This window comes from Pseudomonas sp. 65/3-MNA-CIBAN-0223 (assembly GCF_040310425.1).
GTDB classification, from domain to species: domain Bacteria; phylum Pseudomonadota; class Gammaproteobacteria; order Pseudomonadales; family Pseudomonadaceae; genus Aquipseudomonas; species Aquipseudomonas gregormendelii.
In genome coordinates this window covers 1-25,422 of the sequence record NZ_JBEOPV010000020.1, presented here as the reverse complement: position 1 = coordinate 25,422, position 25,422 = coordinate 1, and the positions used below count along the sequence as shown (strand labels likewise).

The window sequence follows — 25,422 nt, the reverse complement described above, 5'->3', positions numbered from 1 at the left end:
GCCAACCGGTCTGTTGCCGGGAGTGAGGCGATCCTAATCGGGGAAGCTTTCAGCCAGCTTTCGCCAGTGAAAGCAATGACCGGATGTTTAACCGGTCGTCGGACAGCATCCATGTGCGCATAGAGGACCGAGGGTGAATCTCGCTGATCAAAAAATGCTCAAATCCAGGGGTCGAATCGCCCCCATCCAGATTGCATGCTCGGTGTGGTCCAGCAGATTGTTGCCGGTCTCGGGATGCAGGAACACCACCAGGCCCTTGCGGTTGAGCGCCAGCCACGGCAGCACCTCGCCCAGGTAGTGTGGCTCGAAGGCCAACTGGCAGCTCCAGTCCGGGTGCGGACCTACCGGACGTTCGTGCACGCGCCCCATCCTCAGGGGAAACAGCTGCGCTGCCCGCTCGCACAATGCCCGTGCCTGATCAATGTTGCTCGCGTCGAAGTACACGTGGGCGTGATAGCCCTTTATCCCTCGCATCTGAAACCCTCCAAACCCGGTCGAACCCTGAACGATTGCTGCGGGTCACACGCCATATACGTTGCGATCAAGGGACCCCTGCCATGAAAAATGCCGAAACCCCCGTTGTGAAAGTGGTGCTTTATGGTGCCATGAGTAGCCTGGGCAGTGCGCTGATGGCTGAAATGCTGCGGCGTCAGCATGAAGTGATCGCGATTCTCGACGACCTCACAGCGCTCCCACCCCGTCCGGGGCTGCGCACCAAGATCGGCGACCTGTTTGACGCTGACCGGGTTAAGCAGAGCGTGGCCGGCAGTACCGCCGTGGTCTGCCTGTTAGACGCGCCAGGGCTGCCTTTCAACAGCGAATACGTGGAAAAAACCATTATCCCGGGGCCCGTGGAACAAGTGTTGGCTGTGGATGCGCTGATCGAAGGCATGCAGGCATCCCGTATTGCGCGACTGTTCCTGGTGGGTGATTTCGAGGTATTGGACGAACCGGAAATAGAGGATCGCCTGCAACGCCATGCGGCTGAAGAAATTCGCGAGGCCCTGCAAAGCAGCGATTTGCAATGGACAATGGTTAACGCACCGCGGGGTGTTCCGGGGCTGACCATCGAACACTTTAGCCAGGTCAGCAGTAGCCTTGAGCCGGGTCTGAGTGAGCCGCTTGAGCGATTGAGCCGGGTGGCGGTGGGAATCGCCGATGAGCTGCAGTTACGTTTACATGTCGGCGAGCACGTGAATTTTATCGCGAGTGGTGTTGCAAAGTGAGGGGGGCGAGTGTCGAGGTACAGTATCAATCGAATCGGTGAGTTCAAATGTTCAATGAACAACCCATGTTTGTTCTTGTGCGTTATTAACGGGAGCCGTGCATTATGCTGCAATAGCCGGATAATGCACGATGGTCAGCAACACCGGGACTGATGAATGCATAGCTTGCGGAAAAGATCGGTACGAGACATGGCCGCACCTGACCATTGACTAGGGACTTACACTCGTTTTTTTACGGCTGTCAGGTTTGTGGATCGCATATTTTATTTCTACATGCCCAGCCCGTCAAGAACATCACTAATCAATAATGCCGATTCTTGCTCCTGCAGATAGTCGCAATGCATCCCCATAGTTTTAAAATCGGTACTGGTTTTAATAAATGCGTCCCATGTTGTATCATTTGAAGCAAGCAGCTTTTCAAGTTTATCCTTTTTATCAAGCATTCCCATATCTGGATCGTCTCTACCATGCGTATCAAAAAACAGTCCTGCGGCAGGTTGCATTGAATCAGGACTATTTTTAATTATATCTGGCATGTCAGCCCGAAGCTCTTCACATTTTTTCAAGTAAGTCTTTTTGTCATCATCTCCCTGAGTGTTATTCAGTATCGCCCTGTCAATACCGGTATAAAATATATCCGGCGAGCCAGTATAATGATCCACCTCATGGGTAATGATGTGCTTGAAGAGCATCGGGTGTTTAATCGGGTCTTCTATGTTATTTGTTATTATTATTATAGGATATTTGTCGCCAATCAATGATATGACCGGATGCACTGTAGCCGCGTAGGTCGCGGGCCTATTATCATCCCGATCACGTTGAATTCCCTCAGGAGTTTGCTTTACCAAGATATACTGAATACATTCCCCAACCACACTTTCTAAATGGCATGGGTTTTTTGTTAATTTAAGCTTGAAGTCTATTTCATTTGTGTCCGGGGAGGTATAGGTTTCTCTTTGAGCAAATGACTCCCTAGAGGTACCCATCTCGGACAAAAGGTTATCAAATACCGGCTCAATTTGACTTTCAATTTTACTTTCATCAACGCCCATGTCATACAGGACAGCGCCTATAACATCTTTTGCTTCTTGAGTAGCGTTAACCCTCACTGGCATTGGGGAGTCGCATGATTGTGTACACCTGTTTTTAGTTGCCTCCAGCACGGCGACTGACCCCTTTCGAGCCTCTTCTATGGCTTCGAATACTTGCGGATAAAGCCGCTTTATCTCTCCATCCCGGGCCAGTTCTTCTCCACCAATGTTATCGATCGTCCAGTGATTCAAACGTTCTGCTATTCCAGTTCGGGGGGCACGAATGAATTTATCAAGGAGTGCGGTTTCATTTCCAAACGGAATACTTTCAATCATGAGCTGATGTTCGGGGGACATTATGAGTCGATTTGGTACAGGTACGCGCTGAACACCAAAAGCGTCAGAGCGACGGATCGTCGCGCTTGCTATTCCACAGGCTACTACTGCCAGCCCCCCCACCACCGAAAGTAACACCTTCCATATAAGTCCTTTACCTGATTTTTTCGGACCATTGGACGCTTGCGGTGGTCTGGCGCTTTCAATATCCCTCACGGGCCACGCAGTATCACGTGATGGCTCATTGTCTACATTTATGAGCACGCGCTTAACTTTTGGATCTTTTGTCACGCTTGTGTTTTCTTGTAGATTTATAAGTGAGTATGATGGTGAAATTCGAGCGCTTAGCATGCAAAAACTCTCTGCATATTTATTATAGATATAGGATTTCTCCTAAACAGTCACATAAGCCAATACATGTCTGGCTTATTTGCAATATTAAGCATTTTTCAACCCAACAAATCATTTGAATTTTACGGGCATCGTGTGACAAAATCTTACTAAGCGCCTGAAGAAACATACAGTATGATTTAAATACTCGACTTATCAGATCGGAACTTTCGTACGGCATAACTCTGGAGAAGTCCACTCCCTGAAATCGCCCGAAGCTTTTCGTTCAGGCACTTACAGCACAACAAGTAAGTGATTTAGTCCCCTATACCGCAACGTGAGCTTTATCGCGCCTGACGTCAGTTCGCGATGGACGGCAACGGCAGGCCATTAAGCGACTGCGCACTGCGGGTCTGCTCCTGCATCAACCAGTCAACGAATCGCTGAATCAATTCGCCGCGGCGCTTTCGCTGAGGCAGGACCACGTAGTAGCCAAGCCGTGAAATGACCGTGGCGGCGATTGGACGACACAACAAGCCCTCCGACAGCAAGTTATCCACAAGATGTCGCCAACCGATGGCGACGCCCTGACCACCAATCGCGGCCTGGATCAACAAGGTGTAGTTATCAAAACGCAGCTGACCCGGTGCGGGCGCCGAAGTGATCCCCAGCTCACGAAACACGCCGCTCCAATCAAACCAGTTGCTGCTATTTTCGCCGCGCAGGTGCAGCAGGGGCAGTTCCAGCAGCGAAGGGACCGGCAGGGGCAGCGCACGGTCTTTGAGCAGCAGCGGGCTGCACACCGGGAATACTTCTTCGCTGAACAGCCAGTGACTCTCACCTTGCTTGAAGCGCCCGTCGCCAAACAGCACGGCAACATCGATATCGCTGCGCAGCATGTTGTGGCTGCGCTCACTGGTAACGAGACTGACATCCACATTGGGGTTGGCGGCATGGAAGCGGTGCAGGCGCGGCATCAACCAATAGGCGGCGAACGCGAAATCCGTGGCGACCTGCAGCACCTCGTGCTGATCTTGCGCACTGATAGCCGCCAGTCCTGCATCGATATTCTGCAAACCGAGCTGCACCTGTTCGAAGAGGACAATGCCCGCCTCTGTCAGCTCAATGCCACGATAAATCCGATCGAACAGGCGGGTGGCAAGTTGCTCTTCCAGCCGTTTGATTTGCTGACTGATGGCGGGTTGAGTCGTCCCCAGCTCCACGGCGGCGGCGGTGAAACTTCGCTGGCGCGCCGCTGCTTCAAAAGCTCGCAACAGGTCCAGGGACAGACTCCCGAGGGCTTCATACATAAGCTGTGCTTATCCTAGTCATTGCCGGTTGTGGGCTTTACCGCAAAAGGCATGGCACCCATGCTCGGTCGCAGCACTCTCGCATAAATATTCACTATGGAATGCCGCGATCACATGAAGCGCAAGAATATTCTCTTCATCATGGCCGATCAGATGGCCGCGCCAATGTTGCCGTTCTACGACCCTTCGCCAATCAAATTACCCAATCTCAGCCGACTTGCTTCCGAAGGCGTAGTGTTCGACTCCGCTTATTGCAACAGCCCACTGTGTGCACCGTCGCGTTTTACCCTCGTGAGCGGCCAGCTGCCGAGCAAGATCGGCGCCTATGACAATGCGGCTGACTTTCCCGCCGACGTACCCACCTATGCCCATTACCTGCGCCGCCTGGGCTACCGCACCGCCCTGTCCGGAAAGATGCACTTCTGTGGTCCGGATCAACTGCACGGCTATGAAGAACGCCTGACCAGTGACATTTATCCAGCCGACTACGGCTGGTCGGTGAACTGGGACGAACCCGATGTACGTCCCACCTGGTTCCACAATATGTCATCGGTGCTGCAGGCTGGCCCCTGCGTGCGCACCAACCAGCTGGATTTTGACGAAGAAGTGGTCTTCAAGGCGCAGCAGTACCTGTTTGACCACATCCGCGAGGACGGCGACCAGCCGTTCTGCCTGACCGTGTCCATGACCCATCCCCACGACCCGTACACCATCCCGAAGAAATACTGGGATATGTACCAGGACAGCGATATTCCGCTGCCACAGACGCCAGCGCAGTCCGAGCTGGACCCGCACTCCCAGCGACTGCTCAAGGTGTACGACTTGTGGGACAAGCCGCTGCCTGTGGATAAGATCCGTGACGCGCGACGCGCCTATTTCGGAGCCTGCAGCTATATTGACGACAACGTCGGCAAACTCCTGCAAACACTTGAAGATACCGGGCTGATCGACGATACCATTATTGTCTTCTCCGGGGATCATGGCGACATGCTCGGCGAGCGCGGCCTCTGGTACAAAATGCACTGGTTCGAGATGGCCGCCCGGGTCCCCTTGTTGATCAGCGCGCCGGGGCAATTTGGTGCCGGTCGCGTCAGCGCTGCCGTCTCGACTGCCGACCTCCTGCCGACCTTTGTCGAATTGGCCGACGGCTCGCTGGCGCCAGGCTTGCCGCTCGATGGCCGCTCGCTGGTGTCGCACCTGAAGGGGCAGGGCGGTCACGACGAAGCATTTGGCGAGTACATGGCCGAAGGCACCATCAGCCCGCTGATGATGATTCGCCGCGGCGCCTACAAATTCATCTACAGCGAAGACGACCCTTGCCTACTCTTCGATGTGCACAATGACCCGCGTGAACAGGAAGAGCTCAGCCAGTCGCCGCAACACGGCGCACTGTTTGCCGAGTTCCTTGCCGAAGCACGGGCCAAGTGGGACATACCTGCGATTCACCAACAGGTGCTCGCCAGTCAGCGCCGCCGGCGATTCGTGGCCGAGGCCCTGAGCATCGGCAAGCTGAAGAGCTGGGATCACCAGCCACTGGTAGACGCCAGTCAGCAGTACATGCGCAACCACATCGACCTGGATGATCTGGAGCGCAAAGCACGTTATCCACAACCCTGCCAAAACCAATAATGTTAAGGGGAAGTCCATGCAAAGGTTATCCACAGTTCTGACGGTCGGCCTTCTGGCTCTGGGCAGCGCATCGGCGTATGCCGATCAGAGCTGCGATACGGTGAAAATGGCCGATCCGGGCTGGAGCGATATTGCGGCGACCAACGCCATTACCGGGTTCTTGCTGGACGGCATGGGCTATAAGGCCAAGGTTGACACCTTGGCGGTGCCTATCACCTTCGGTGGTTTGAAGGACGGTCAGGTCGACGTGTTCCTGGGTAACTGGATGCCGGCGCAGCAAGGTTTCTACGACAAGTTCGTGGCCACCGGGGATGTAACCCAACTGGCGAAAAACCTCGATGGCACCGAGTTCACCCTGGCTGTTCCGGATTATGTGTGGGACGCAGGTGTGCATAACTTCGCCGACCTGAACAAGTTTGCCGACAAGTTTGCCGACAAGTTTGAGAAAAAAATCTACGGCATTGGCTCCGGGGCTCCGGCGAACATCTCGCTGCAGGACATCATCAAGAAAAACGACTTCGACTTGGGTCAATGGAAGCTGGTGGAATCCAGCGAGCAGGCCATGCTGGCGGAAGTGTCCCGCGCCGTTAAGAAACAGAAGTTCGTGACCTTCCTCGGCTGGACGCCCCACCCGATGAACGTGCAGCTGAAGATGCACTACCTCAAGGGTGGCGAGAAGTACTTCGGTGATACCGGTGCGGTTTATACATTGACTCGCAAGGGTTATGCACAGGCCTGTCCAAACGTCGGCAAGCTGCTCACCAACCTGAGCTTTACCCAGGAAATGGAGAACAGCATCATGGCCGAGGTCGTGAACAAGAAGATCAGCAATGCCGAGGCTGCCAAGGCGTGGATCAAGGCTAATCCTGCGGTTCTGGACAAATGGCTGGATGGTGTGAAAACCGCCGATGGCAAGGAGGCGTTGCCTGCGGTGAAAGCCAAGCTCTGATTCATAGGGGGGAGCCTGTCATTCATGCAGGAGCGAGCCTGCTCGTGTTGGGCGTACACGATTACGCCGGGCGCCTGATGCCCCAAGGTGCCGGTACGTTTTTCGCGAGCGAGCTCGCTCCTGCAGGTAGGGGCTGGCACGCTCGCGCCGCCATCACTGGTTCACCCTGTTACCCTTTGCGCATTCCCCCACCTGAGAGGACCCATGGCCTTTCCCAGCCGCCATTCGCTCTTCCCCTTCCTGAGCTGGTTGCCTCGGCAAACCCGTGCCACTGTCGGGCGCGACCTTATCGTCGGCCTGAGCGGTGCGATTCTCGCGCTGCCACAGTCGATTGCCTACGCCCTGATTGCCGGGCTCCCACCTGAATACGGGTTGTACGCGGCTATCATTCCTGTTCTGATCGCCTGCCTGTGGGGATCATCCTGGCACCTGATCTGTGGTCCTACAGCGGCAATTTCCATTGTCTTGTATGCCAGCGTCAGCCCCTTGGCGGTACCCGCCTCGCAGGACTACGTGGCACTTATTCTGTTGCTGACGCTGCTGGCCGGGATCTTCCAGTGGCTGCTGGGCTTGTTGCGATTCGGCGCGCTGGTGAATTTTGTCTCCCATTCGGTGGTATTGGGGTTCACCCTCGGTGCGGCGGTGGTGATTGCCGTCGGCCAGCTGCCCAACTTGCTGGGGCTGGACCTGCCCAGCCAGGCCACGGCACTCGACAGCTTCATGTCGGTGTTTCAACACCTCCATCAGGTGGACAAGCCATCGCTCATTCTCGGGCTGGCGACAGTGGCATTGGGAGCCACCCTGAAATGGCTGCTGCCACGCTGGCCGACGCTGTTGATCACGCTGGTAATGGCAGGGCTGCTGGTGTGGCTCTGGCCCGGGATGTTCGGCCACGTCAGCCTGGTCAGCGCCTTTGTCGGTCGACTGCCACCTTTGAGCGCCGTGCCGCTGGACCTGGACTTGATCCTGCGCTTGTTACCCAGCGCGGTCGCGGTGGGCATGTTGGGGCTGGTGACCAGCCTGTCGATTGCTCGCTCCCTGTCGGCACGCTCACAGCAGTTGCTCGACGCCAATCAGGAAGTGCGCGCCCAGGGCTTATCCAACATGGTCGGGGCATTTTTTTCCGGGTCGTTGTCCGCTGGCTCCTTCACCCGTTCGGGCTTGAGTTACGAGGCAGGGGCCTGCTCCCCGCTGGCCGGGGTGTTCTCGGCGCTGTGGGTCGCGCTGTTTGCAGTGTTTGGCGCGGCATTGATCGCCCACATCCCGATTCCGGCGATGGCTGGCAGTATTTTGCTGATCGCCTGGGGCCTGGTGGATCATCGCGGCATTCGCGCATTGCTGAGGGTCAGTCGCGCCGAGTTCCTGGTCATGGCGCTGACCTGTGTCGCCACGCTGCTGCTGGAATTGCAGACCGCGATCTACGCCGGGGTACTGGCTTCGCTGTTCTTCTACCTCAAGCGCACCTCGCAACCGCGTGTGCAGCATTGGCGCGACGGCGATGAGGATGTGTTGCGGGTTGGCGGCTCGATCTTTTTCGGCGCCAGCCATTACCTCCAGGTACGCCTGCAACGCATGCACGCTGCCCGGGTAGTGATTGAGGCGCAGCAGATCAATTTCATCGATTACTCAGGGGTGGAGATGCTGCATCAGGAGGCGCGGCGCCTGCTCAAGCAGAATCGCAGCCTGACCCTGCGGCAAGCGCGGCCGCAGGTGGTGGAGGAGCTGAGAAAGCTGGAAGGCGCGGAGAAATGCCCGATCCGGTTTGAAGACTGAATCGTGTTTCACTCCAACAGTTTCACTCTGCGAGTTGTCGGCGCAGTTCGGCCAGCACCGGCGCCGTGTCCGGTCGCACACCCCGCCACAGGAAGAACGCTTCCGCCGCCTGTTCGGCGAGCATCCCCAATCCATCCATTGCCACCGCTGCGCCGTGCTCGCTGGCCCAGCGGCAGAATGACGTCGGTTCCTTGCCGTACATCATGTCGTAGCAAACCGTCTTGCCCGGCTCGATCAGACTGCTGGCAATCGGTGGGACTTCACCGGACAGGCTCGCGGAGGTGGCGTTGATGATCAGGTCCACGGATTCCTCCAGCCAGTCAAAGCCACTGGCAGAGACCGGGCCCAGATCATCAAACAACTCGGCCAGCAATTCCGCTTTTTCCACCGTGCGGTTGGCGATGATCACCGACGCCGGCTGCTCGGCCAACAACGGCTCCAGCGCACCCCGCACCGCACCGCCGGCGCCCAGTAGCAGGATGCGCTTCCCCTTGAGACTGAAAGCGGCATTAACCGCCAGATCCCGCACCAGCCCGGCGCCGTCGGTGTTATCACCCAGCAACGAGCCGTCAGCCAGTTTGCTCAAGGTATTCACCGCGCCAGCCCGCTGGGCGCGCTCGGTCAGGCTGTCGGCCAGGCGATAGGCCTCTTCCTTGAAAGGCACCGTGACGTTGGCTCCGCGCCCCTCCAGGAAAAACGCCCGGGCGAAGTGGGAAAAATCATCGAGCGGTGCCAGGGAAGTGCTGTAGTCCAGTTGCTGACCCGTCTGCTCGGCAAACAGTCGATGGATAAGTGGCGACTTGCTGTGGCCAATCGGGTTGCCGAATACGACGTAACGATCCATCAGTTTTCCTCGTTCAGGCCTTGGCCAACCAATCGCGGTCTTGCAGGAAATATTCGGTCAGCCGCGCTTCTTCACTGCCCGGCTCGGCCTTCCAGTCGTAACCCCAACGCACTTGCGGCGGCAGCGACATGAGGATCGATTCCGTACGTCCGCCCGACTGCAGGCCGAACAGCGTGCCACGGTCGTAGACCAGGTTGAATTCGACATAGCGGCCGCGACGGAACTCCTGGAATTCGCGTTGCCTGGCAGTGAATGCATCGTTCTTGCGGCGCTGGACGATCGGCAGGTAGGCCTCGATGAACGCGTCGCCGATGGCCCGCATGAAAGCAAAGCTGGTGTCGAAATCCCATTCATTGAGGTCATCGAAGAACAGGCCGCCAATGCCACGCGGCTCGTGGCGATGCTTGATATGAAAGTAGCTGTCGCACCATGCCTTGTAGCGCGAATAGACGTCGGGACCAAACGGCGCGCAAGCCTGCTCGGCAACCCGATGCCAATGCACACAATCTTCTTCATTGCCGTAGTAGGGCGTCAGGTCGAAACCGCCACCAAACCACCAGACGGGTTCTTCGCCATCTTTCTCCGCGATGAAGAACCGCACATTGGCGTGCGAAGTGGGCACCATGGGGTTGTGCGGGTGAATGACCAGGGACACGCCGAGCGCTTCAAAGCCGCGTCCGGCAAGCTCCGGTCGATGGGCACTGGCCGAGGGAGGGAGACCGCTGCCAAACACGTGGGAAAAGTTGACGCCGCCTTTCTCGATGACAGCACCGTTCTCGATCACGCGAGTGCGACCGCCCCCACCCGCGGGTCTGGTCCAGGCATCCTCGACGAAGCGCGTACCGCCGTCTTCGGCTTCAAGGGCAGCGCAAATGCGGTCTTGCAGGTCGAGCAGATAGGCTTTTACGGCCTCGGTACGGGTCGTCATGGCATCACCTTGAATCGGGACAAACGGCGCGGCGCATCAACGGCCGGCGGCAAATTGCTGCACAGGATAACACCGCACCCTGTTGCACCACAGTTGACGAAGATCATGCTTAGGAGTCCGATAGGGGGCTTACCCAAACGATCACCAGGAGAGTTCTGATGGCAAAGCGTATCCAGTTCAGTGCCCATGGCGGCCCCGAAGTGCTCGAGTATGTCGACTACCAACCTGCCGAGCCTGGCCCGCAGCAGGTACGCGTGAGCAATAAGGCCATCGGCCTGAACTTCATCGACACCTATTACCGCAGCGGACTGTATGCGCCACCGGCCTTGCCATCGGGCCTGGGTTCAGAGGGCGCCGGCGTGGTCGAAGCGGTGGGCAGCGCAGTCACTCGATTCAAAGTGGGTGATCGAGTGGCCTACGGCAGCGGCCCATTGGGCGCCTACAGCGACACTCACGTGCTGCCCGAAGCCAACCTGGTGCAACTGCCGGATGCGATCAGCTTCGAGCAAGCGGCCGGCGTGATGCTCAAGGGCCTGACCGTACAGTACCTGCTGCGCCAGACCTATGAACTCAAAGGCGGCGAAACCATCCTGTTTCATGCGGCTGCGGGCGGGGTAGGTTCGCTGGCGTGCCAATGGGCCAAGGCCCTGGGTGTGAAGTTGATCGGCACTGTCAGCTCTGCAGAGAAAGCCGCATTGGCCACAGCCAACGGAGCCTGGGCGACGATCGACTACAGCCATGAAAACGTGGCGCAGCGTGTCCTGGAATTGACCGACGGCAAGAAAGTGCCTGTGGTTTACGACGGGGTCGGCAAGGACACCTGGCTGACATCCCTCGACAGCGCTGCGCCACGCGGCCTGGTGGTGAGCTTCGGCAATGCGTCGGGCGCGGTGGACGGGGTGAACCTGGGGATTCTATCGGCGAAGGGTTCGCTGTATGTGACCCGGCCAACACTTGCGACCTACGCCAACAACGCCGAAAACCTGCAGCGCATGGCGGATGAGTTGTTCGAGATGATCAGCAGCGGGAAGTTGAAGGTGGATATCAGCCAGCAATATCCGCTGGCCGAAGCGGCAAAGGCTCAGACCGAGCTGTCGGCACGGCGTACTACCGGCTCGACTATTTTGTTGCCTTGAGGACGCCATCGCGGGCAAGCCTTGCCCGCGATGAACGATGACTCGGTCTCAATCCGGGCGAATGACCTGCCCCGTCGCCAGGTCCCGAATCACACTCGGATTCCTGCGCCCACCCAAATTACCACCCAGGATGTAATCCACCTGCCCACGGAAATACTGCTCCACGCGAATCCGTGTGCGCGCTGCCGGCCGACCTTGCGGGTTGGCCGAAGTGGACACCAACGGCCCTACCAGTGAACACAAGTCCCGTACCTGAGGATGATCGCTGACGCGCAACGCCACGGTCTCATGCTTGCCAGTAATCCACAGTGGCAACTGATTCTGGTGCGGCACCAGCCAGGTGTTGGGTCCCGGCCAGGTGCTGGCCATGCGGTCCATCCACAACTCGGGAAAATCCTCGAACAGGAAGTCGAACTGGCGAATATTGTCGGCGACCAGAATCAGGCCCTTCTCCATGGACCGTCCCTTGATCATCAGCAAACGCTCCACTGCGCTCTGGTCCCAGGGGTCGCAACCCAGACCCCAGACCGCTTCGGTTGGATAGGCAATCACCGCGCCTGAGCGAACGGCTTGCGCGGCTTGTTGCACACGCCAACTGTTGACCATGAAAAACTCTCCGGAATAAGGCTCTGCGCAGTTTACCGATCTTCCTCATAAAACCTAGCTCACCCGCGCAAACCAGCGACCGCTTTCACACACCGCACGACCGTCCATTTCCAGTTCGGTCAGCGCGGCCAGCACCTTGGGCAATGCCCAGCCGCTGCTGATGGCCAACGATTCACTGGTATGCGGCGCCGCGTGAAGCAACGCGAGCAGGGGGTGGGTCACCGCCGGCACAGTTGGGGAAAATGACACCTGTTGCCAACCGCGCAAGGCTTCAAGAATGTGCTCGATGGTTTCCACCAGCATGGCACCATCGCGAATCAGCTGATGACAGCCCTTGGCGCCGGGATGATGAATCGATCCCGGAATCGCATAAACCTCACGCCCTTGCTCCGCCGCCAGCCTGGCGGTAATCAACGAACCACTGGCGACGCTCGCCTCGACCACCAGTACGCCGAGGGACAAACCACTGATGATTCTGTTGCGCCGCGGGAAGTTGCTGGCGGTGGGGGCCGCGTCCAGCGGAAACTCCGAAACCACTGCGCTGCCAGAGGCAATCATGGCTTCTGCCAGCCTGCGATTGCGCTGTGGATAAAACTTTTCAAGTCCCGTGCCAAGTACCCCGACCGTTCGCCCGCCCACGTCCAGAGCCGCCTGGTGCGCTGCGGCGTCGATGCCAAGGGCCAGACCACTGGTAATCACAAAACCGGCACCGGCCAGGCTGCGGGAGAACGCTGCGGCCGTGTCCATCCCCGGACGAGATGCGCGACGACTGCCGACCATCGCCAACTGTGGTTTGTCCAGGATGCCGGGATCGCCCGCGACAAATAACAAGGGCGGCGGGTCGCTGATTTCCGCCAGCAGCGGCGGGTAGTCAGGTTGGTCCCACATCAGTAAATGCTGGCCCGGACGCTCCAGCCAGGCCAATGCGTGGTGGGCGCCATCGCGCACATCGGGATCGCGACGCCTCTCGGCGCAAGCGAATGGAAGGCCCAGAGACTTCCAGGTGTTGGCCGGCGCGCTCAGCGCTTTTGAGGCCGAGCCGAAGGCATCCAGTAGCTTTTTAAACCGCGCCGGCCCCAGTTCGGGTAAGCGATGCAGACGCAGACGCGCCTCCAGTTCGGCAGGCGAAACAGCTGCAGCAGCAGAGAATGTCATGGATCATCCTTGATCGTTATGAGGCCCGTTCAAACGGGCATAAGCTGTGGATAAGTCTGTTGGTAACTTGTGAAGCAGGCTTACGGATTTCGTACTTTGTCCATCACCGCTAAAGACCGCGAAGCATTGAGGACCAAGCCGTAACTGAGTTTGTCGTAGGTGCGGAAAACCATTAGCAACCCGGCGCGCTCATCGGGAATCTTCAACGGCTGACCGGTGATGCGGTCCCGCACGGTTTCACCGGTTTTCATCACCACCAGCACATTGCCTTCGGCCAATCCGTCGCGCTGCCCCTTGTTCAACGTGACGACATCCATCGCACCGATCTGGGTCACCCCACGCGGCACATCAATGATCAAACCCTTGATGTCGGTCTTTGGCGCACTGGGCATGAAGGTGGAATTGATCGAACGCTCCTCGCCACTGAACAGCCGATCCCCCAGGCGCACCTCCTGGGTAGTGCGCTGCAGCGCCAGGGTGGCGACATCGCCCTCGGCGGCCACGATCTCGCCGCCGCCGATATCGTCCGCGTTGATCCCGAGGAACTCCTTGCTCTCGGGGTCGGTGTAAACCTTGCCCTGGCGGAAGATTCCGTACACTGGCTGGTTCGGATCAAATTGCCCGCGGGCGAAGATGCGGTCTCCGGTGCCGCTGAGTACGCGCTCGGCATCGCCGGCAACGATATAGGGCGCCTTGTCGAAGTCCTCGACCTTGTCGACGATACGGTTGCTCAACAGGAAGCTGTTAATCGATTGCAGCGGAATGCTCGGAATGGCATCCGCCACCGGTGAACTGCGAATGCGCGGCGACAACTTGATAGTGCCCCTGGAAGCCCCGCGATTGAGGGTCAGGCGCGGCTGGCCGTTGATGTAGACCAGCGTCAGCGAGTCGCCCGGATAGATGAGATTGGGGTTTTCGATCTGGGGATTGGCTTGCCATAACTCCGGCCACTTCCATGGCTCGCGCAAGAATTTTCCAGAGATGTCCCAGAGTGTGTCGCCGGTAACCACCGTGTATTGCTGTGGAAAACCTTCCCTGAGTTGCACTTGCCCATGCGCTAAACCGGCTGAAGCCAGAAGCAGCAGGGCGAGTAGTGATTTCCTCATGCGGTGAATCCCTTTATTATGTGCGTTCGCGTGAAACGCCAGAGCCCTCGTGGCTCGCTCCCGACTCTTTGCAGAGAAAAGGGAGCTACGCTTCACAACGGTAGCCTGCATCTTCGGACCCGCCAGGCCATCGACCCGACTTTACCTCACACGTGCAGCAAATAAGCTTATGGCCATTTTAGACATCCTCGAATTTCCCGACTCGCGCCTGCGCACTATCGCCAAACCTGTGGCTGTAGTGGACGACGAAGTGCGTCAGTTGGTCGACGACATGTTTGAAACAATGTATGAAGCGCCAGGCATCGGCCTCGCCGCGACCCAGGTCAACGTGCACAAACGTATCGTCGTGATGGACCTCTCCGAAGACCGCAGCGAGCCGCGGGTTTTCATCAACCCCGAGTTCGAATCACTGACCGACGAGATGGAACAATATCAGGAAGGGTGCCTCTCGGTGCCGGGCTTCTACGAAAATGTCGATCGCCCGCAAAAGGTCAAGGTCAAGGCCCTGGACCGCGATGGCCAGCCTTACGAACTGATCGCCGAAGGCCTGCTCGCCGTGTGCATCCAGCACGAATGCGACCACCTCAACGGCAAATTGTTCGTCGACTACCTGTCCAACCTGAAACGCGACCGAATCAAGAAGAAACTGGAAAAGCTCCATCGCCAGAACGCTTGATGCCCTCCTTTCAAAGGCTTGCTGCGGCAAGCCTTTTTCTTTTTCAGAGATCGCTCCCATGACTGAGCCACTGCGCATCGTCTTTGCCGGCACCCCGGAATTCGCCGCCGAACACCTCAAGGCGCTGCTCGCCAGCCCTTACGAGATTGTCGCGGTCTACACCCAGCCGGACCGCCCGGCGGGCCGCGGGCAAAAGCTGATGCCAAGCCCGGTCAAGCAGCTCGCTCTGGAAAATCATATTCCGGTGCTGCAGCCGCCGACCCTGCGCAATGAAGACGCCCAAGCCGAATTGGCTGCACTGAACCCGGACTTGCTGGTGGTGGTCGCCTACGGCCTGATCCTGCCGCAAGTGGTGCTGGATATCCCACGCCTGGGCTGCATCAACAGTCATGCCTCTTTGCTCCCGCGCTGGCGCGGAGCGGCGCCAATCCAGCGTGCCGTCGAAGCCGGTGACAGCGAAAGTGGCGTCACCGTGATGCGCATGGAGCTGGGCCTCGATACCGGGCCGATGCTGCTTAAAGTCACCACGCCGATCACTGGTGAAGACACCGGTGGTAGTCTCCATGACCGGCTCGCTGAAATGGGTCCGCCGGCAGTGGTGCAGGCGATCGCCGGGCTGGCTGCCGGAACGCTGGAAGGCGAGGTGCAGGACGACAGCCTCGCCACCTACGCACATAAGTTGAACAAGAACGAAGCGCGCATCGACTGGAGTCGCCCGGCGCTCGAGCTGGAACGTCTGGTGCGCGCCTTCAACCCGTGGCCAATCACCCACAGCTCTCTCAATGGCGAAGCGCTGAAAGTCCTGGCCGCGAACCTCGCTGAAGGGCAGGGTGCCCCGGGTGAAATCCTTGGCGCCAGCAAGGATGGACTGGTCGTGGCTTGCGGCGAGCAGGCGCTGTGCCTGACGCGCCTGCAATTACCCGGCGGCAAGGCGCTGAACTTCAGCGACCTGTTCAACAGCCGTCGCGAGAAATTCGCCCTCGGCACCGTCCTCGGCCAAGCGGTGGAGGCGCAATGAACCCGCGTCTCGCCGCCGCCAAGGCGCTCGCCGCTGTGCTTAACGGCAAAGCCTCGCTCAACAGTTCACTGCCCACGCAAATGGACAAGGTTGAAGACCGCGATCGCGGCTTCACCCAGGATCTGGCGTTCGGTACTGCGCGCTGGCAGCCACGCTTGTCGGCGCTCGCGGCAAAGCTGCTGCAAAAACCCTTCAAGGCGGCAGACGCCGATGTCGAGGCGCTGTTGCTGGTTGGCCTGTACCAACTGCTCTACACCCGGGTTCCCGCCCACGCCGCCATTGGTGAAACCGTCGGTTGCGCCGACAAGCTGAAAAAACCATGGGCCAAGGCACTGCTCAACGCCGTGCTGCGCCGTGCCCAGCGTGAAAGTGAAACGCTGCTGGCCGAGCTGGAACATGATCCGGTGGTGCGCACCGCCCATCCACGCTGGCTGCAAAAATCGCTCAAGGCATTCTGGCCCGAGCAATGGGAAGCGATTTGTGCAGCGAATAACGCGCACCCACCGATGATTCTGCGGGTCAATCGCCGTCATCACAGCCGCGACGCCTACCTCGGACTGTTGAGTGAAGCGGGCATCGCCGCCAGCCCATGCGTCTACAGCCAGGATGGCATCATCCTCGACACGGCTGCAGATGTGCGCAGCCTGCCTGGGTTCGCCGAAGGCTGGATCAGCGTGCAGGACGAGGCGGCGCAACTGGCCGCCGATCTGCTCGACCTGGCACCGGGCCAACGGGTACTGGACGCATGCTGCGCGCCGGGCGGCAAGACCTGCCATATCCTCGAAGCCGAGCCCGAGCTGGCGGGCGTCGTCGCCGTCGACCTGGAGGCCAAGCGTCTGGTGCGTGTGCGGGAAAACCTCGCCCGCCTGGGCCTGAGCGCCGAGCTGATTGCTGCCGATGGCCGCGATACCGCCACCTGGTGGGACGGCAAACCCTTCCAGCGCATCCTGCTCGACGCCCCATGCTCGGCGACCGGCGTCATCCGGCGTCATCCGGACATCAAGCTGACTCGCCAACCCGACGACATCGCCGCACTGGCGGTTCTTCAGGGCGAGTTGCTGGACGCCATGTGGATAACCCTGGAAGTCGGCGGCATCCTCCTTTACGCCACATGCTCCACATTGCCGACCGAGAACACTGAAGTCATTGAAGCCTTCCTCGCCCGCACCCCGGGCGCCCGCGAGCTCGATCTCGCGACGACCGCTGGCATCAAGCAGCCCCACGGCCGTCAGTTGCTCGCCCAGCAAGGCGGACATGACGGTTTCTACTACGCCAAGCTGATCAAGATCGCCGCCGCGCGCGGTTAACCGGACTTCAAGGGAGTGACTGGATGAAAATCATCATCCTCGGCGCAGGGCAGGTTGGTGGTTCGCTGGCCGAGCACCTGGCCAGCGAAGCCAATGACATCACTGTGGTCGACACCGACAGCGAACGCCTGCGTGACCTCGGCGACCGCCTGGACATCCGCACCGTGCAAGGCCGCGGCTCATTGCCCACGGTGCTGCGTCAAGCGGGCGCGGACGACGCCGACATGCTGGTGGCGGTGACCAACAGCGACGAAACCAACATGGTCGCGTGCCAGGTGGCCCACACCCTGTTCCACACCCCGACCAAGATCGCCCGGGTACGTGAAGCGGCATACCTCACCCGCTCCGAATTGTTTGACAATGAAGCGATCCCGGTCGACGTGCTGATCAGCCCGGAACAGGTGGTAACCAACTACATCAAGCGCCTGATTCAACACCCGGGCGCGCTACAGGTCATCGACTTCGCCGAAGGCAAAGCGCAATTGGTGGCGGTGAAGGCCTATTACGGCGGGCCGCTGGTGGGCCAGCAACTTCGCCAGTTGCGCGAACATATGCCAAATGTCGAAACCCGCGTCGCGGCGATTTTCCGCCGGGACCGCCCGATCCTGCCCCAGGGCGACACCGTGATCGAAGCCGACGACGAAGTGTTTTTCATCGCCGCCAAAGCGAATATTCGCGCGGTGATGAGCGAAATGCGCCGCCTGGATGAAACCTACAAACGCATTGTGATTGCCGGGGGCGGGCAGATCGGCGAACGCCTGGCCGAGGCGATCGAAAGCCGCTACCAGGTCAAGATCATCGAGATGAACCCGATACGCTGCCGGCATCTGTCAGATACCCTGGACAGTACCGTGGTGTTGCAGGGCAGCGCTTCGGACCGTGATCTGCTGCTGGAAGAAAACATCGCCGACGCCGACCTGTTCCTGGCCCTGACCAACGACGATGAAGCCAACATCATGTCTTCGCTGCTGGCTAAACGCCTGGGCGCGAAGAAGGTGATGACGATCATCAACAACCCGGCCTATGTCGATTTGATTCAGGGCGGCGACATCGATATCGCCATCAGTCCGCAGCTCGCAACCATCGGCACCTTGCTCGCCCACGTGCGCCGCGGCGACATCGTCAGCGTGCACTCATTGCGCCGGGGTGCGGCCGAAGCGATCGAAGCGATTGCCCACGGCGATGAGAAATCAAGCAAGGTGATCGGCAAGGCCATCGAGAACATTGGCCTGCCACCGGGCACGACCATTGGTGCGATCATCCGCGATGAAGAAGTGATCATTGCCCATGACGACACAGTGATCGAGGCGGGGGACCATGTGATCCTGTTCCTTGTGGATAAAAAGCATATCCGGGATGTGGAGAAGCTGTTCCATGTGGGGTTGAGCTTCTTCTAAGCCAGTTTTGTGGTGAGTTCATTGGCCTCATCGCGGGCAAGCCTTGCTCCCACAGGCAATCTCATGATCACAAATCAATCAGAGGGTAATCCATGCTCGAATCCCTGGAAAAAATGCTCGGCAAGGGCGTGGATAACGCATTGCTGCGCTTCGGCCTGGGTAAGGGTTACCTGGATCTTGGGGATAACGCCAAGGCGGCCGAGCATTTCCAGCGCTGTGTAGCGTTCGATCCGAAGTATTCGGCGGCCTGGAAGCTATTGGGCAAGGCGTATCTGGCGCAGGCTGACTTCGCAGCCGCCCGCCAGGCCTGGGACATGGGCCTGGAGGCTGCCCGGGCCCATGGCGACAAGCAGGCGGAAAAAGAAATGACCGTATTCCTGAAGAAACTAGACCGCCACCCGTAGGAGCTGGCGCAGCCTGCGATCTTTTGACCTTTTCAAATCAAAAAATCGCAGGCTGCGCCAACTTCTACGGGGGTATCCACCCTCAGTACCAGCGCTCTTCGCCCGGTGGACGCTTCTTGAAGCGTTTCATGCTCCACATGTACTGGCTTGGATACGCACCGACATAACGCTCGACCACCTTGCTCATCGCCGCGCAGGACGTCTCGGTGTCGGTGCTGTACATCGCATCAGGCGCTGCTTCGAGTATCACTTTGTAACCCGAACCGTCCGGCAGCCGCAGTGCATGCAGGAAGACGCCGACGGCTTTGCCGCCGGCCAGCATGTTTGGCACAAACTTGCTGGTCAGGGCCTGGGTGGCGAAAAACGGCACGAAAATCCCGGCAGACTCTGCCGGCTCAGGGTCCGCAGGAATACCCACTGCGCCACCTTTGCGCACCTCCTTGATCACGCTGAGAATGCCTTCCTTGGTGGAAGCCGCGACCCGGTTGCCCAGTTGTACTCGCTGTTTGCGCAGTAAATCATCCACCGCCTTCAACTTCGGTGGTCGGTAGAAAATGATCGGCTTGCACTGGCTGCAATAGAAATGGTTCAGCACTTCCCAGTTGCCCAAGTGACTGGTAATGCCCACAACGCCTTTGCCCGAAGCCAGGGCGTCCTTCAGCACGTCCAGACCTTCGACTTCACGCACCAGGTCGATCGAACGCTGCGCCGGCCAGATCCACGCGCAGGCACTCTCGGTCAGCGATTTGCCGATGTCCCGCAGGCTGCGACCCACCAGCTGTTCACGCTCGGCCGGGTCCATCTCGGGGAAACACTTGGCGAGGTTGATCCGCACCACATCGCGCGAGCGGTTGGGGGTTTTCCACATCACCCAGCCGATGGCCGAGCCGACAGCCTGCACGGCGCGCCACGGAAGCAGGGCAAACAACCGCAGAGCGCCTACCAGCAAGGCGCCTTTAAACTTATCCACAGGTCACTCCTGATCTTGTGCTGTGTGCGAGGCGGCCATTCTAACCGCCGTTCGCCAAGGTCGCGTAACGATCGCAATCGCGGGTGTGGTCCATGACCATGCCCGATGCCTGCATCAGCGCGTAACAGATGGTGGGGCCGACAAAGGTGAACCCGGCTTTTTTCAGGCCCTTGCTCATTTCTACCGCCACGGGCGTCACGGCTGGCACTTCGCTGCGGTCCTTGAAATGATTGATCACCGGCGTTCCGCCGACAAACGACCAGAGGAACGCAACCGGGTCCTCCAGCGCCAGCCAGGCCTGGGCATTACGCCGGGCCGCGTTGAGTTTCAGTCGATTGCGGATAATGCCGGGATCGAGCATCAATTCATCGATTTCCGCATCGCTCATTTGCGCCACACGCTGCACATCGAAGCCAAACAGCACTTCGCGATAACGCTCGCGTTTGCGCAACACGGTGATCCAGGAAAGACCGGCCTGGAACCCTTCGAGCAAAAGCAACTCGAAGAGTCCCTGCGCATCGCGAAGCGGCGCGCCCCACTCCTGATCGTGATAAGCCATGTACAGCGGATCTTCGGAACACCAAAAGCAGCGTGGCATAAGGCTCCAGGGGGCGTGCGCAGGACCGAATCGGGTATACTCCCGCTCTTTAAATCGCAGCCCAAGAAACAGGTGAATTTCGTGAGCCAGCCTACGCCAGCCGTGCGTACCTTCCAAGACTTGATCCTCGCCCTCCAGCAATACTGGGCCGAGCAAGGTTGTGTGGTACTTCAGCCCTACGATATGGAAGTAGGCGCCGGCACTTTCCACACTGCCACATTCCTGCGCGCCATTGGCCCGGAAACCTGGAACGCCGCTTATGTGCAGCCCAGTCGTCGCCCGACTGACGGCCGCTACGGCGAAAACCCGAACCGCCTGCAGCACTACTACCAGTTCCAGGTAGTGCTGAAGCCGAACCCGGACAACTTCCAGGAACTGTACCTGGGCTCCCTCAAGCACGTTGGCCTGGACCCACTGGTCCATGACATTCGCTTCGTCGAAGACAACTGGGAGTCGCCAACGCTGGGAGCCTGGGGCCTGGGCTGGGAAGTGTGGCTCAACGGCATGGAAGTGACGCAGTTCACTTACTTCCAGCAGGCGGGCGGCATCGAGTGCTACCCGGTGACCGGCGAGATCACTTACGGTCTCGAGCGCCTGGCCATGTACCTGCAAGGTGTGGACTCGGTCTACGACCTGGTCTGGGCAGACGGCCCGATGGGCAAAGTCACCTACGGCGACGTGTTCCACCAGAACGAAGTCGAGCAGTCGACCTACAACTTCGAACACGCCAACGTCGAGAAGCTGTTCGAGCTGTTCGACTTCTACGAAAGCGAAGCCAAGCGCCTGATCGAACTCGACCAGCCGTTGCCGTTGCCTAGCTACGAAATGGTGTTGAAGGCGTCTCACACTTTCAACCTGCTGGATGCGCGCCGGGCAATCTCGGTGACTGCGCGTCAGCAATACATTCTGCGTGTACGCACCCTGGCGCGTTCCGTTGCGCAAGCCTACCTGCTGGCTCGCGCCAAGCTGGGCTTCCCGATGGCGACCCCGGATTTGCGTGACGAAGTACTGGCCAAGCTGGAGGCTGCACAATGAGTGCTCTGGATTTTCTGGTTGAACTGGGCACCGAAGAACTGCCACCCAAAGCGCTGAACGCTTTGGCGGATGCCTTTCTTGCCGGTATCGACAAGGGCCTGCAAGCTGCCGGCCTGAATTACGAGACCAAAACTGTCTACGCCGCGCCCCGTCGCCTGGCGGTACTGATCACTGCGCTGGCTACCCAGCAGCCTGATCGCAGCATCAACCTCGATGGCCCGCCACGCCAGGCTGCTTTCGATGCCGAAGGTAACCCGACTCAGGCAGCCCTGGGCTTCGCCAAGAAGTGCGGCGTCGATCTGAGCGAAATCGATCAAAGCGGCCCGAAACTGCGCTACAGCCAGAGCATCGCCGGCAAACCGACCGCGAGCCTGCTACCGACCATCGTCGAAGACTCGCTGAACGACCTGCCGATTCCCAAGCGCATGCGCTGGGGCGCTCGCAAGGAAGAATTCGTGCGTCCGACCCAGTGGCTGGTAATGCTGCTCGGTGACCAGGTCATCGACTGCACCATCCTCGCCCAGAAGTCCGGCCGCGATTCCCGGGGTCACCGCTTCCATCACCCGCAAAGCGTGCGCATCACCTCGCCAGCCAATTACCTGGCCGACCTGCGTGCAGCCTACGTGCTGGCCGATGCCCATGAGCGTCGCGCCCTGATCAGCAAGCGCACCGAAGAACTGGCGACCCTGCAGGAAGGTACGGCGATCGTGCCGCCAGCCCTGCTCGACGAAGTGACCGCGCTGGTTGAATGGCCGGTGCCGCTGGTGTGCTCGTTCGAGGAACGCTTCCTCGAAGTGCCACAGGAAGCCCTGATCACCACCATGCAGGACAACCAGAAGTACTTCTGCCTGCTGGATGCCGACGGCAAGTTGCTGCCCCGTTTCATTACCGTGGCCAACATCGAGAGCAAAGACCCGCAGCAGATCATCGCCGGTAACGAGAAAGTGGTTCGTCCACGCCTGACCGACGCCGAGTTCTTCTTCAAGCAGGACAAGAAGCAGAAACTCGAAGACTTCAACCTGCGCCTGCAGAACGTGGTATTCCAAGAGAAGCTGGGCAGCGTCTACGACAAGGCCGAGCGCGTTTCCAAACTGGCTGCGTTCATCGCTCAACGCATCGGCGGCAACGCTGCATGGGCGGCCCGCGCAGGCCTGCTGTCCAAGTGCGACCTGTCGACCGAAATGGTCGGTGAGTTCCCGGAGATGCAAGGTGTGGCCGGGTACTACTACGCCCTCAACGACGGCGAGCCGGAAGAAGTTGCCCTGGCGCTGAACGAGCAGTACATGCCGCGCGGTGCCGGCGCCGAACTGCCGACCACGATGACCGGTGCGGCCGTAGCCATCGCCGACAAGCTCGACACCCTGGTCGGCATCTTCGGGATCGGCATGCTGCCAACCGGCAGCAAAGACCCCTATGCCCTGCGTCGCGCAGCACTGGGTGTGTTGCGCATCCTGATCGACAAGAAGCTCGACCTCGACCTGAATGACGCCGTGGCCTTCGCCGTGAATGCATTTGGCACCAAGGTCAAGGTTGCCGGCCTGAATGACTCGGTGCTGGAATTCATCTTCGACCGTCTGCGTGCCCGTTACGAAGACGAAGGCGTGGATGTCGCGACCTACCTGTCGGTGCGCGCCCTGAAACCAGGTTCTGCACTGGACTTCGATCAGCGCGTGCAAGCCGTCCAGGCGTTCCGCCAGTTGCCGGAAGCTGCCGCACTGGCCGCGGTGAACAAGCGCGTGTCGAACCTGCTGAGCAAGGTCGAAGGCTCGGTCCCGACCGTCGTCGAAGCCAAGTACTTCGATAATGCCAACGAGTTCTCCCTGTATTCGGCGATCCAGCAGGCGGATCAGGCTGTCCAGCCGATGGCTGCCGCGCGTCAGTACAGCGAGTCCCTGGCTCGCCTGGCCGCCTTGCGCGAGCCGGTGGATGCATTTTTCGAAGCCGTAATGGTCAACGCCGATGACGCCAATGTGCGCGCCAACCGTTATGCGTTGCTGGCGCGTCTGCGTGGATTGTTCCTCGGCGTTGCCGATATTTCGTTGCTGGGCTGAGGGACTGCTGTTGAAACTGCTGATTCTTGATCGGGACGGGGTGATCAACCATGACTCCGACGCTTACATCAAGTCGGTGGAGGAGTGGATTCCACTCCCCGGTTCGATCGAGGCCATTGCGCAGTTGAGCAAGGCCGGCTGGACGGTAGCAGTCGCCACCAACCAGTCGGGCATTGCTCGCGGCTATTACGACATCGCCACCCTGGACGCCATGCACGAGCGCTTGCGCTCGCTGGTGGCGCAGCAGGGCGGTGAAGTCGGGCTGATCGTCTATTGTCCGCACGGGCCGGACGACGGTTGCGACTGCCGCAAGCCAAAACCCGGGATGTTGCAAAGCATCGCCGCTCATTACAACGTGTCGCTGACAAATCTATGGTTCGTCGGCGATAGTCTTGGTGACCTGGAAGCCGCCAAAGCCGTCGATTCTCAGCCCGTTTTGGTAAAGACCGGGAAGGGCGAAAAAACGCTGGGCAAGACTCTGCCGGTGGGCACCTTGATTTTTGACGATCTGGCGGCGATTGCCGCAGAACTTATCCACAACTAGAGCGTTTTCGATATTCCTGAACCAGGATTGATCGGGAGTGCGCTTTGTATAGACGGGCACAGCCCGCACGGTAAACGTCGCCATGTCGATACTGCAGGCCATCAGAACCTTTCTTTTTTATCTGTTGCTGGGCACCAGCTCTCTGCTCTGGTGCAGCCTGAGCTTTTTTATCGCGCCTTTTCTGCCGTTCAAGGCGCGCTATCGTTTCATCAACGTGTACTGGTGCCGCTGCGCGCTGTGGCTGAGTAAAGTGTTCCTGGGCATCAGTTATGAAGTCAAAGGCGCGCAGAACGTACCTGACCAGCCTTGCGTGATTCAGTCGAACCACCAGAGCACCTGGGAAACATTTTTTCTCTCGGCGTATTTCGAACCCTTGAGCCAGGTGCTCAAACGCTCGCTGCTGTTTGTGCCGTTTTTCGGCTGGGCGATGGCCATGCTGCGGCCTATTGCGATCGATCGTGACAACCCGAAAGCCGCCCTCAAGCATGTGGCCAAGAAAGGCCATGAATTGCTCAAGGACGGCGTCTGGGTGCTGATTTTCCCTGAAGGCACTCGTGTGCCCTACGGCACCATCGGCAAGTTTTCCCGAGGTGGCACCGCATTGGCTGTAAATGCTGCGCTGCCGGTACTGCCTATTGCGCACAATGCCGGTAGATTCTGGCCGAAATCCGGCTGGGCCAAGAAGCAGGGCGTCATCACTGTGATCATCGGCGAGCCGATGTATGCAGCAGGAACCGGGCCTCGGGCCATTGCTGAATTGAACGACCGGGTTCAGGCCTGGAACGAGCAGATGCAGCGGGAAATGGGTTCGTTGCCACCCGCACCCCAGGCACCGGCGGCAAGCGATCAACTGGTTGTCTGAGATTCTGTGGATAAGCTGTGTACCGTTTCCCGGAAAACGTCCCGGATACGATCATAACTTACTGATTTATATGTATATTTCTTAACGGCTAAATATTCGTAAAAACGTGCATAAGTTTTTTTTGGATCGAGTAGGAGGCGGATTTACATCCGCCGTCCTCTCACACCACCGTACGTACGGATCCGTATACGGCGGTTCAAG

The 25,422-nt window shown here is 58.9% G+C and carries 24 protein-coding genes; 14 read left to right on the top strand and 10 right to left on the bottom strand.

What is annotated here, in order from left to right; all coding sequences use genetic code 11:
- Positions 1-147: 147 nt before the first annotated feature.
- Positions 148-474 carry a DOPA 4,5-dioxygenase family protein gene (locus tag AAEZ09_RS21755; RefSeq protein WP_350600734.1) on the bottom strand — a complete coding sequence of 109 codons (327 nt, stop codon included), beginning with the start codon at positions 472-474 and terminating at the stop codon, positions 148-150.
- Between the two features lie 83 nt (positions 475-557).
- On the opposite strand from AAEZ09_RS21755, the gene AAEZ09_RS21750 reads away from it, so the two are divergent.
- Positions 558-1,226, top strand: a complete 669-nt coding sequence (locus tag AAEZ09_RS21750) for an NAD(P)-dependent oxidoreductase (RefSeq protein ID WP_350600732.1) — start codon at positions 558-560, stop codon at positions 1,224-1,226.
- A 269-nt stretch (positions 1,227-1,495) separates the two neighbouring features.
- On the opposite strand, the gene AAEZ09_RS21745 is transcribed toward AAEZ09_RS21750, so the two are convergent.
- Together AAEZ09_RS21745 and AAEZ09_RS21740 are read right to left on the bottom strand one after the other, a co-directional pair.
- Positions 1,496-2,884 carry a hypothetical protein gene (locus AAEZ09_RS21745; RefSeq protein ID WP_350600731.1) on the bottom strand — a complete coding sequence of 463 codons (1,389 nt, stop codon included), beginning with the start codon at positions 2,882-2,884 and terminating at the stop codon, positions 1,496-1,498.
- A 398-nt stretch (positions 2,885-3,282) separates the two neighbouring features.
- Entirely contained in the window at positions 3,283-4,233 is a 951-nt protein-coding gene (locus AAEZ09_RS21740) for a choline sulfate utilization transcriptional regulator (RefSeq protein WP_350600730.1), read from the bottom strand.
- A gap of 114 nt (positions 4,234-4,347) precedes the next feature.
- Here AAEZ09_RS21740 and betC point away from each other — a divergent pair, with 114 nt between their 5' ends.
- The 3 genes from betC (at position 4,348) to AAEZ09_RS21725 (ending at position 8,584) form a co-directional block, all read left to right on the top strand.
- Positions 4,348-5,862 (top strand): choline-sulfatase, encoded by a 1,515-nt coding sequence (betC, locus tag AAEZ09_RS21735; RefSeq protein WP_350600729.1) that lies wholly within the window; start codon positions 4,348-4,350, stop codon positions 5,860-5,862.
- 16 nt (positions 5,863-5,878) lie between these two features.
- The gene (choX, locus tag AAEZ09_RS21730) at positions 5,879-6,811 is read left to right on the top strand and encodes a choline ABC transporter substrate-binding protein (protein ID WP_350600728.1); all 933 of its coding nucleotides are present in this window, start codon (positions 5,879-5,881) and stop codon (positions 6,809-6,811) included.
- A 204-nt stretch (positions 6,812-7,015) separates the two neighbouring features.
- Positions 7,016-8,584, top strand: coding sequence for a SulP family inorganic anion transporter (locus AAEZ09_RS21725; RefSeq protein ID WP_205891811.1), 1,569 nt, complete (start codon positions 7,016-7,018; stop codon positions 8,582-8,584).
- A 22-nt stretch (positions 8,585-8,606) separates the two neighbouring features.
- Here AAEZ09_RS21725 and aroE read toward each other — a convergent pair whose 3' ends face one another.
- Positions 8,607-9,428, bottom strand: a complete 822-nt coding sequence (gene aroE / locus AAEZ09_RS21720) for a shikimate dehydrogenase (RefSeq protein ID WP_350600726.1) — start codon at positions 9,426-9,428, stop codon at positions 8,607-8,609.
- 13 nt (positions 9,429-9,441) lie between these two features.
- Positions 9,442-10,356, bottom strand: coding sequence for an oxygen-dependent coproporphyrinogen oxidase (gene hemF, locus AAEZ09_RS21715; protein WP_350600725.1), 915 nt, complete (start codon positions 10,354-10,356; stop codon positions 9,442-9,444).
- A gap of 158 nt (positions 10,357-10,514) precedes the next feature.
- Here hemF and AAEZ09_RS21710 point away from each other — a divergent pair, with 158 nt between their 5' ends.
- A complete protein-coding gene (locus tag AAEZ09_RS21710) occupies positions 10,515-11,492 on the top strand; it encodes an NADPH:quinone reductase (protein ID WP_122840904.1) in 978 nt (325 codons plus the stop codon).
- A gap of 48 nt (positions 11,493-11,540) precedes the next feature.
- On the opposite strand, the gene tsaC is transcribed toward AAEZ09_RS21710, so the two are convergent.
- From tsaC to AAEZ09_RS21695, 3 genes are all read right to left on the bottom strand, one after another.
- Complete coding sequence (gene tsaC, locus AAEZ09_RS21705; protein WP_122840905.1) at positions 11,541-12,098, bottom strand: L-threonylcarbamoyladenylate synthase type 1 TsaC; 558 nt, start codon at positions 12,096-12,098, stop codon at positions 11,541-11,543.
- A 54-nt stretch (positions 12,099-12,152) separates the two neighbouring features.
- Complete coding sequence (gene dprA / locus AAEZ09_RS21700) at positions 12,153-13,253, bottom strand: DNA-processing protein DprA (protein WP_350600723.1); 1,101 nt, start codon at positions 13,251-13,253, stop codon at positions 12,153-12,155.
- Positions 13,254-13,333: 80 nt separating this feature from the next.
- On the bottom strand, positions 13,334-14,359 hold the full coding sequence (locus AAEZ09_RS21695) for a LysM peptidoglycan-binding domain-containing protein (protein ID WP_045061224.1): 1,026 nt from the start codon (positions 14,357-14,359) through the stop codon (positions 13,334-13,336).
- A 169-nt stretch (positions 14,360-14,528) separates the two neighbouring features.
- On the opposite strand from AAEZ09_RS21695, the gene def reads away from it, so the two are divergent.
- From def to AAEZ09_RS21670, 5 genes are all read left to right on the top strand, one after another.
- Positions 14,529-15,035 carry a peptide deformylase gene (gene def / locus AAEZ09_RS21690; RefSeq protein WP_017341723.1) on the top strand — a complete coding sequence of 169 codons (507 nt, stop codon included), beginning with the start codon at positions 14,529-14,531 and terminating at the stop codon, positions 15,033-15,035.
- A gap of 58 nt (positions 15,036-15,093) precedes the next feature.
- Positions 15,094-16,053: a methionyl-tRNA formyltransferase gene (gene fmt / locus AAEZ09_RS21685; protein ID WP_350600721.1), complete on the top strand. Its 960-nt coding sequence runs from the start codon at positions 15,094-15,096 to the stop codon at positions 16,051-16,053.
- Positions 16,050-17,360 (top strand): 16S rRNA (cytosine(967)-C(5))-methyltransferase RsmB, encoded by a 1,311-nt coding sequence (gene rsmB / locus AAEZ09_RS21680; RefSeq protein WP_350600720.1) that lies wholly within the window; start codon positions 16,050-16,052, stop codon positions 17,358-17,360. Before fmt ends, rsmB begins: the two co-directional genes overlap by 4 nt.
- A gap of 23 nt (positions 17,361-17,383) precedes the next feature.
- Positions 17,384-18,757 (top strand): Trk system potassium transporter TrkA, encoded by a 1,374-nt coding sequence (gene trkA / locus AAEZ09_RS21675; RefSeq protein WP_045061227.1) that lies wholly within the window; start codon positions 17,384-17,386, stop codon positions 18,755-18,757.
- 92 nt (positions 18,758-18,849) lie between these two features.
- Positions 18,850-19,161, top strand: a complete 312-nt coding sequence (locus tag AAEZ09_RS21670; protein WP_350600719.1) for a tetratricopeptide repeat protein — start codon at positions 18,850-18,852, stop codon at positions 19,159-19,161.
- An 82-nt stretch (positions 19,162-19,243) separates the two neighbouring features.
- On the opposite strand, the gene AAEZ09_RS21665 is transcribed toward AAEZ09_RS21670, so the two are convergent.
- Together AAEZ09_RS21665 and tag are read right to left on the bottom strand one after the other, a co-directional pair.
- Positions 19,244-20,131 carry a lysophospholipid acyltransferase gene (locus tag AAEZ09_RS21665; protein WP_045061229.1) on the bottom strand — a complete coding sequence of 296 codons (888 nt, stop codon included), beginning with the start codon at positions 20,129-20,131 and terminating at the stop codon, positions 19,244-19,246.
- A gap of 40 nt (positions 20,132-20,171) precedes the next feature.
- The gene (gene tag / locus AAEZ09_RS21660; RefSeq protein WP_045061230.1) at positions 20,172-20,729 is read right to left on the bottom strand and encodes a DNA-3-methyladenine glycosylase I; all 558 of its coding nucleotides are present in this window, start codon (positions 20,727-20,729) and stop codon (positions 20,172-20,174) included.
- 81 nt (positions 20,730-20,810) lie between these two features.
- On the opposite strand from tag, the gene glyQ reads away from it, so the two are divergent.
- From glyQ to AAEZ09_RS21640, 4 genes are all read left to right on the top strand, one after another.
- Positions 20,811-21,764, top strand: a complete 954-nt coding sequence (gene glyQ, locus AAEZ09_RS21655; RefSeq protein ID WP_008155694.1) for a glycine--tRNA ligase subunit alpha — start codon at positions 20,811-20,813, stop codon at positions 21,762-21,764.
- Complete coding sequence (glyS, locus tag AAEZ09_RS21650; RefSeq protein ID WP_205891795.1) at positions 21,761-23,815, top strand: glycine--tRNA ligase subunit beta; 2,055 nt, start codon at positions 21,761-21,763, stop codon at positions 23,813-23,815. The genes glyQ and glyS overlap by 4 nt, the downstream gene beginning before the upstream one ends.
- A 4-nt stretch (positions 23,816-23,819) precedes the next feature.
- Positions 23,820-24,359: a D-glycero-beta-D-manno-heptose 1,7-bisphosphate 7-phosphatase gene (gmhB, locus tag AAEZ09_RS21645; protein WP_350600787.1), complete on the top strand. Its 540-nt coding sequence runs from the start codon at positions 23,820-23,822 to the stop codon at positions 24,357-24,359.
- Between the two features lie 82 nt (positions 24,360-24,441).
- On the top strand, positions 24,442-25,221 hold the full coding sequence (locus tag AAEZ09_RS21640) for a lysophospholipid acyltransferase family protein (protein WP_045061233.1): 780 nt from the start codon (positions 24,442-24,444) through the stop codon (positions 25,219-25,221).
- Positions 25,222-25,422: the final 201 nt, after the last annotated feature.

Bases quoted from the DNA above. Each gene is read 5' to 3' on its own strand.
- betC (WP_350600729.1), top strand. From the start codon at position 4,348: ATGAAGCGCAAGAATATTCTCTTCATCATGGCCGATCAGATGGCCGCG.
- rsmB (WP_350600720.1), top strand. From the start codon at position 16,050: ATGAACCCGCGTCTCGCCGCCGCCAAGGCGCTCGCCGCTGTGCTTAAC.
- AAEZ09_RS21670 (WP_350600719.1), top strand. From the start codon at position 18,850: ATGCTCGAATCCCTGGAAAAAATGCTCGGCAAGGGCGTGGATAACGCA.
- AAEZ09_RS21640 (WP_045061233.1), top strand. From the start codon at position 24,442: ATGTCGATACTGCAGGCCATCAGAACCTTTCTTTTTTATCTGTTGCTG.
- hemF (WP_350600725.1), bottom strand. From the start codon at position 10,356: ATGACGACCCGTACCGAGGCCGTAAAAGCCTATCTGCTCGACCTGCAA.
- AAEZ09_RS21740 (WP_350600730.1), bottom strand. From the start codon at position 4,233: ATGTATGAAGCCCTCGGGAGTCTGTCCCTGGACCTGTTGCGAGCTTTT.
- choX (WP_350600728.1), top strand. From the start codon at position 5,879: ATGCAAAGGTTATCCACAGTTCTGACGGTCGGCCTTCTGGCTCTGGGC.
- tsaC (WP_122840905.1), bottom strand. From the start codon at position 12,098: ATGGTCAACAGTTGGCGTGTGCAACAAGCCGCGCAAGCCGTTCGCTCA.
- glyS (WP_205891795.1), top strand. From the start codon at position 21,761: ATGAGTGCTCTGGATTTTCTGGTTGAACTGGGCACCGAAGAACTGCCA.
- AAEZ09_RS21750 (WP_350600732.1), top strand. From the start codon at position 558: ATGAAAAATGCCGAAACCCCCGTTGTGAAAGTGGTGCTTTATGGTGCC.
- AAEZ09_RS21695 (WP_045061224.1), bottom strand. From the start codon at position 14,359: ATGAGGAAATCACTACTCGCCCTGCTGCTTCTGGCTTCAGCCGGTTTA.
- dprA (WP_350600723.1), bottom strand. From the start codon at position 13,253: ATGACATTCTCTGCTGCTGCAGCTGTTTCGCCTGCCGAACTGGAGGCG.
- AAEZ09_RS21710 (WP_122840904.1), top strand. From the start codon at position 10,515: ATGGCAAAGCGTATCCAGTTCAGTGCCCATGGCGGCCCCGAAGTGCTC.
- AAEZ09_RS21725 (WP_205891811.1), top strand. From the start codon at position 7,016: ATGGCCTTTCCCAGCCGCCATTCGCTCTTCCCCTTCCTGAGCTGGTTG.
- aroE (WP_350600726.1), bottom strand. From the start codon at position 9,428: ATGGATCGTTACGTCGTATTCGGCAACCCGATTGGCCACAGCAAGTCG.
- trkA (WP_045061227.1), top strand. From the start codon at position 17,384: ATGAAAATCATCATCCTCGGCGCAGGGCAGGTTGGTGGTTCGCTGGCC.
- fmt (WP_350600721.1), top strand. From the start codon at position 15,094: ATGACTGAGCCACTGCGCATCGTCTTTGCCGGCACCCCGGAATTCGCC.
- AAEZ09_RS21755 (WP_350600734.1), bottom strand. From the start codon at position 474: ATGCGAGGGATAAAGGGCTATCACGCCCACGTGTACTTCGACGCGAGC.
- def (WP_017341723.1), top strand. From the start codon at position 14,529: ATGGCCATTTTAGACATCCTCGAATTTCCCGACTCGCGCCTGCGCACT.
- tag (WP_045061230.1), bottom strand. From the start codon at position 20,729: ATGCCACGCTGCTTTTGGTGTTCCGAAGATCCGCTGTACATGGCTTAT.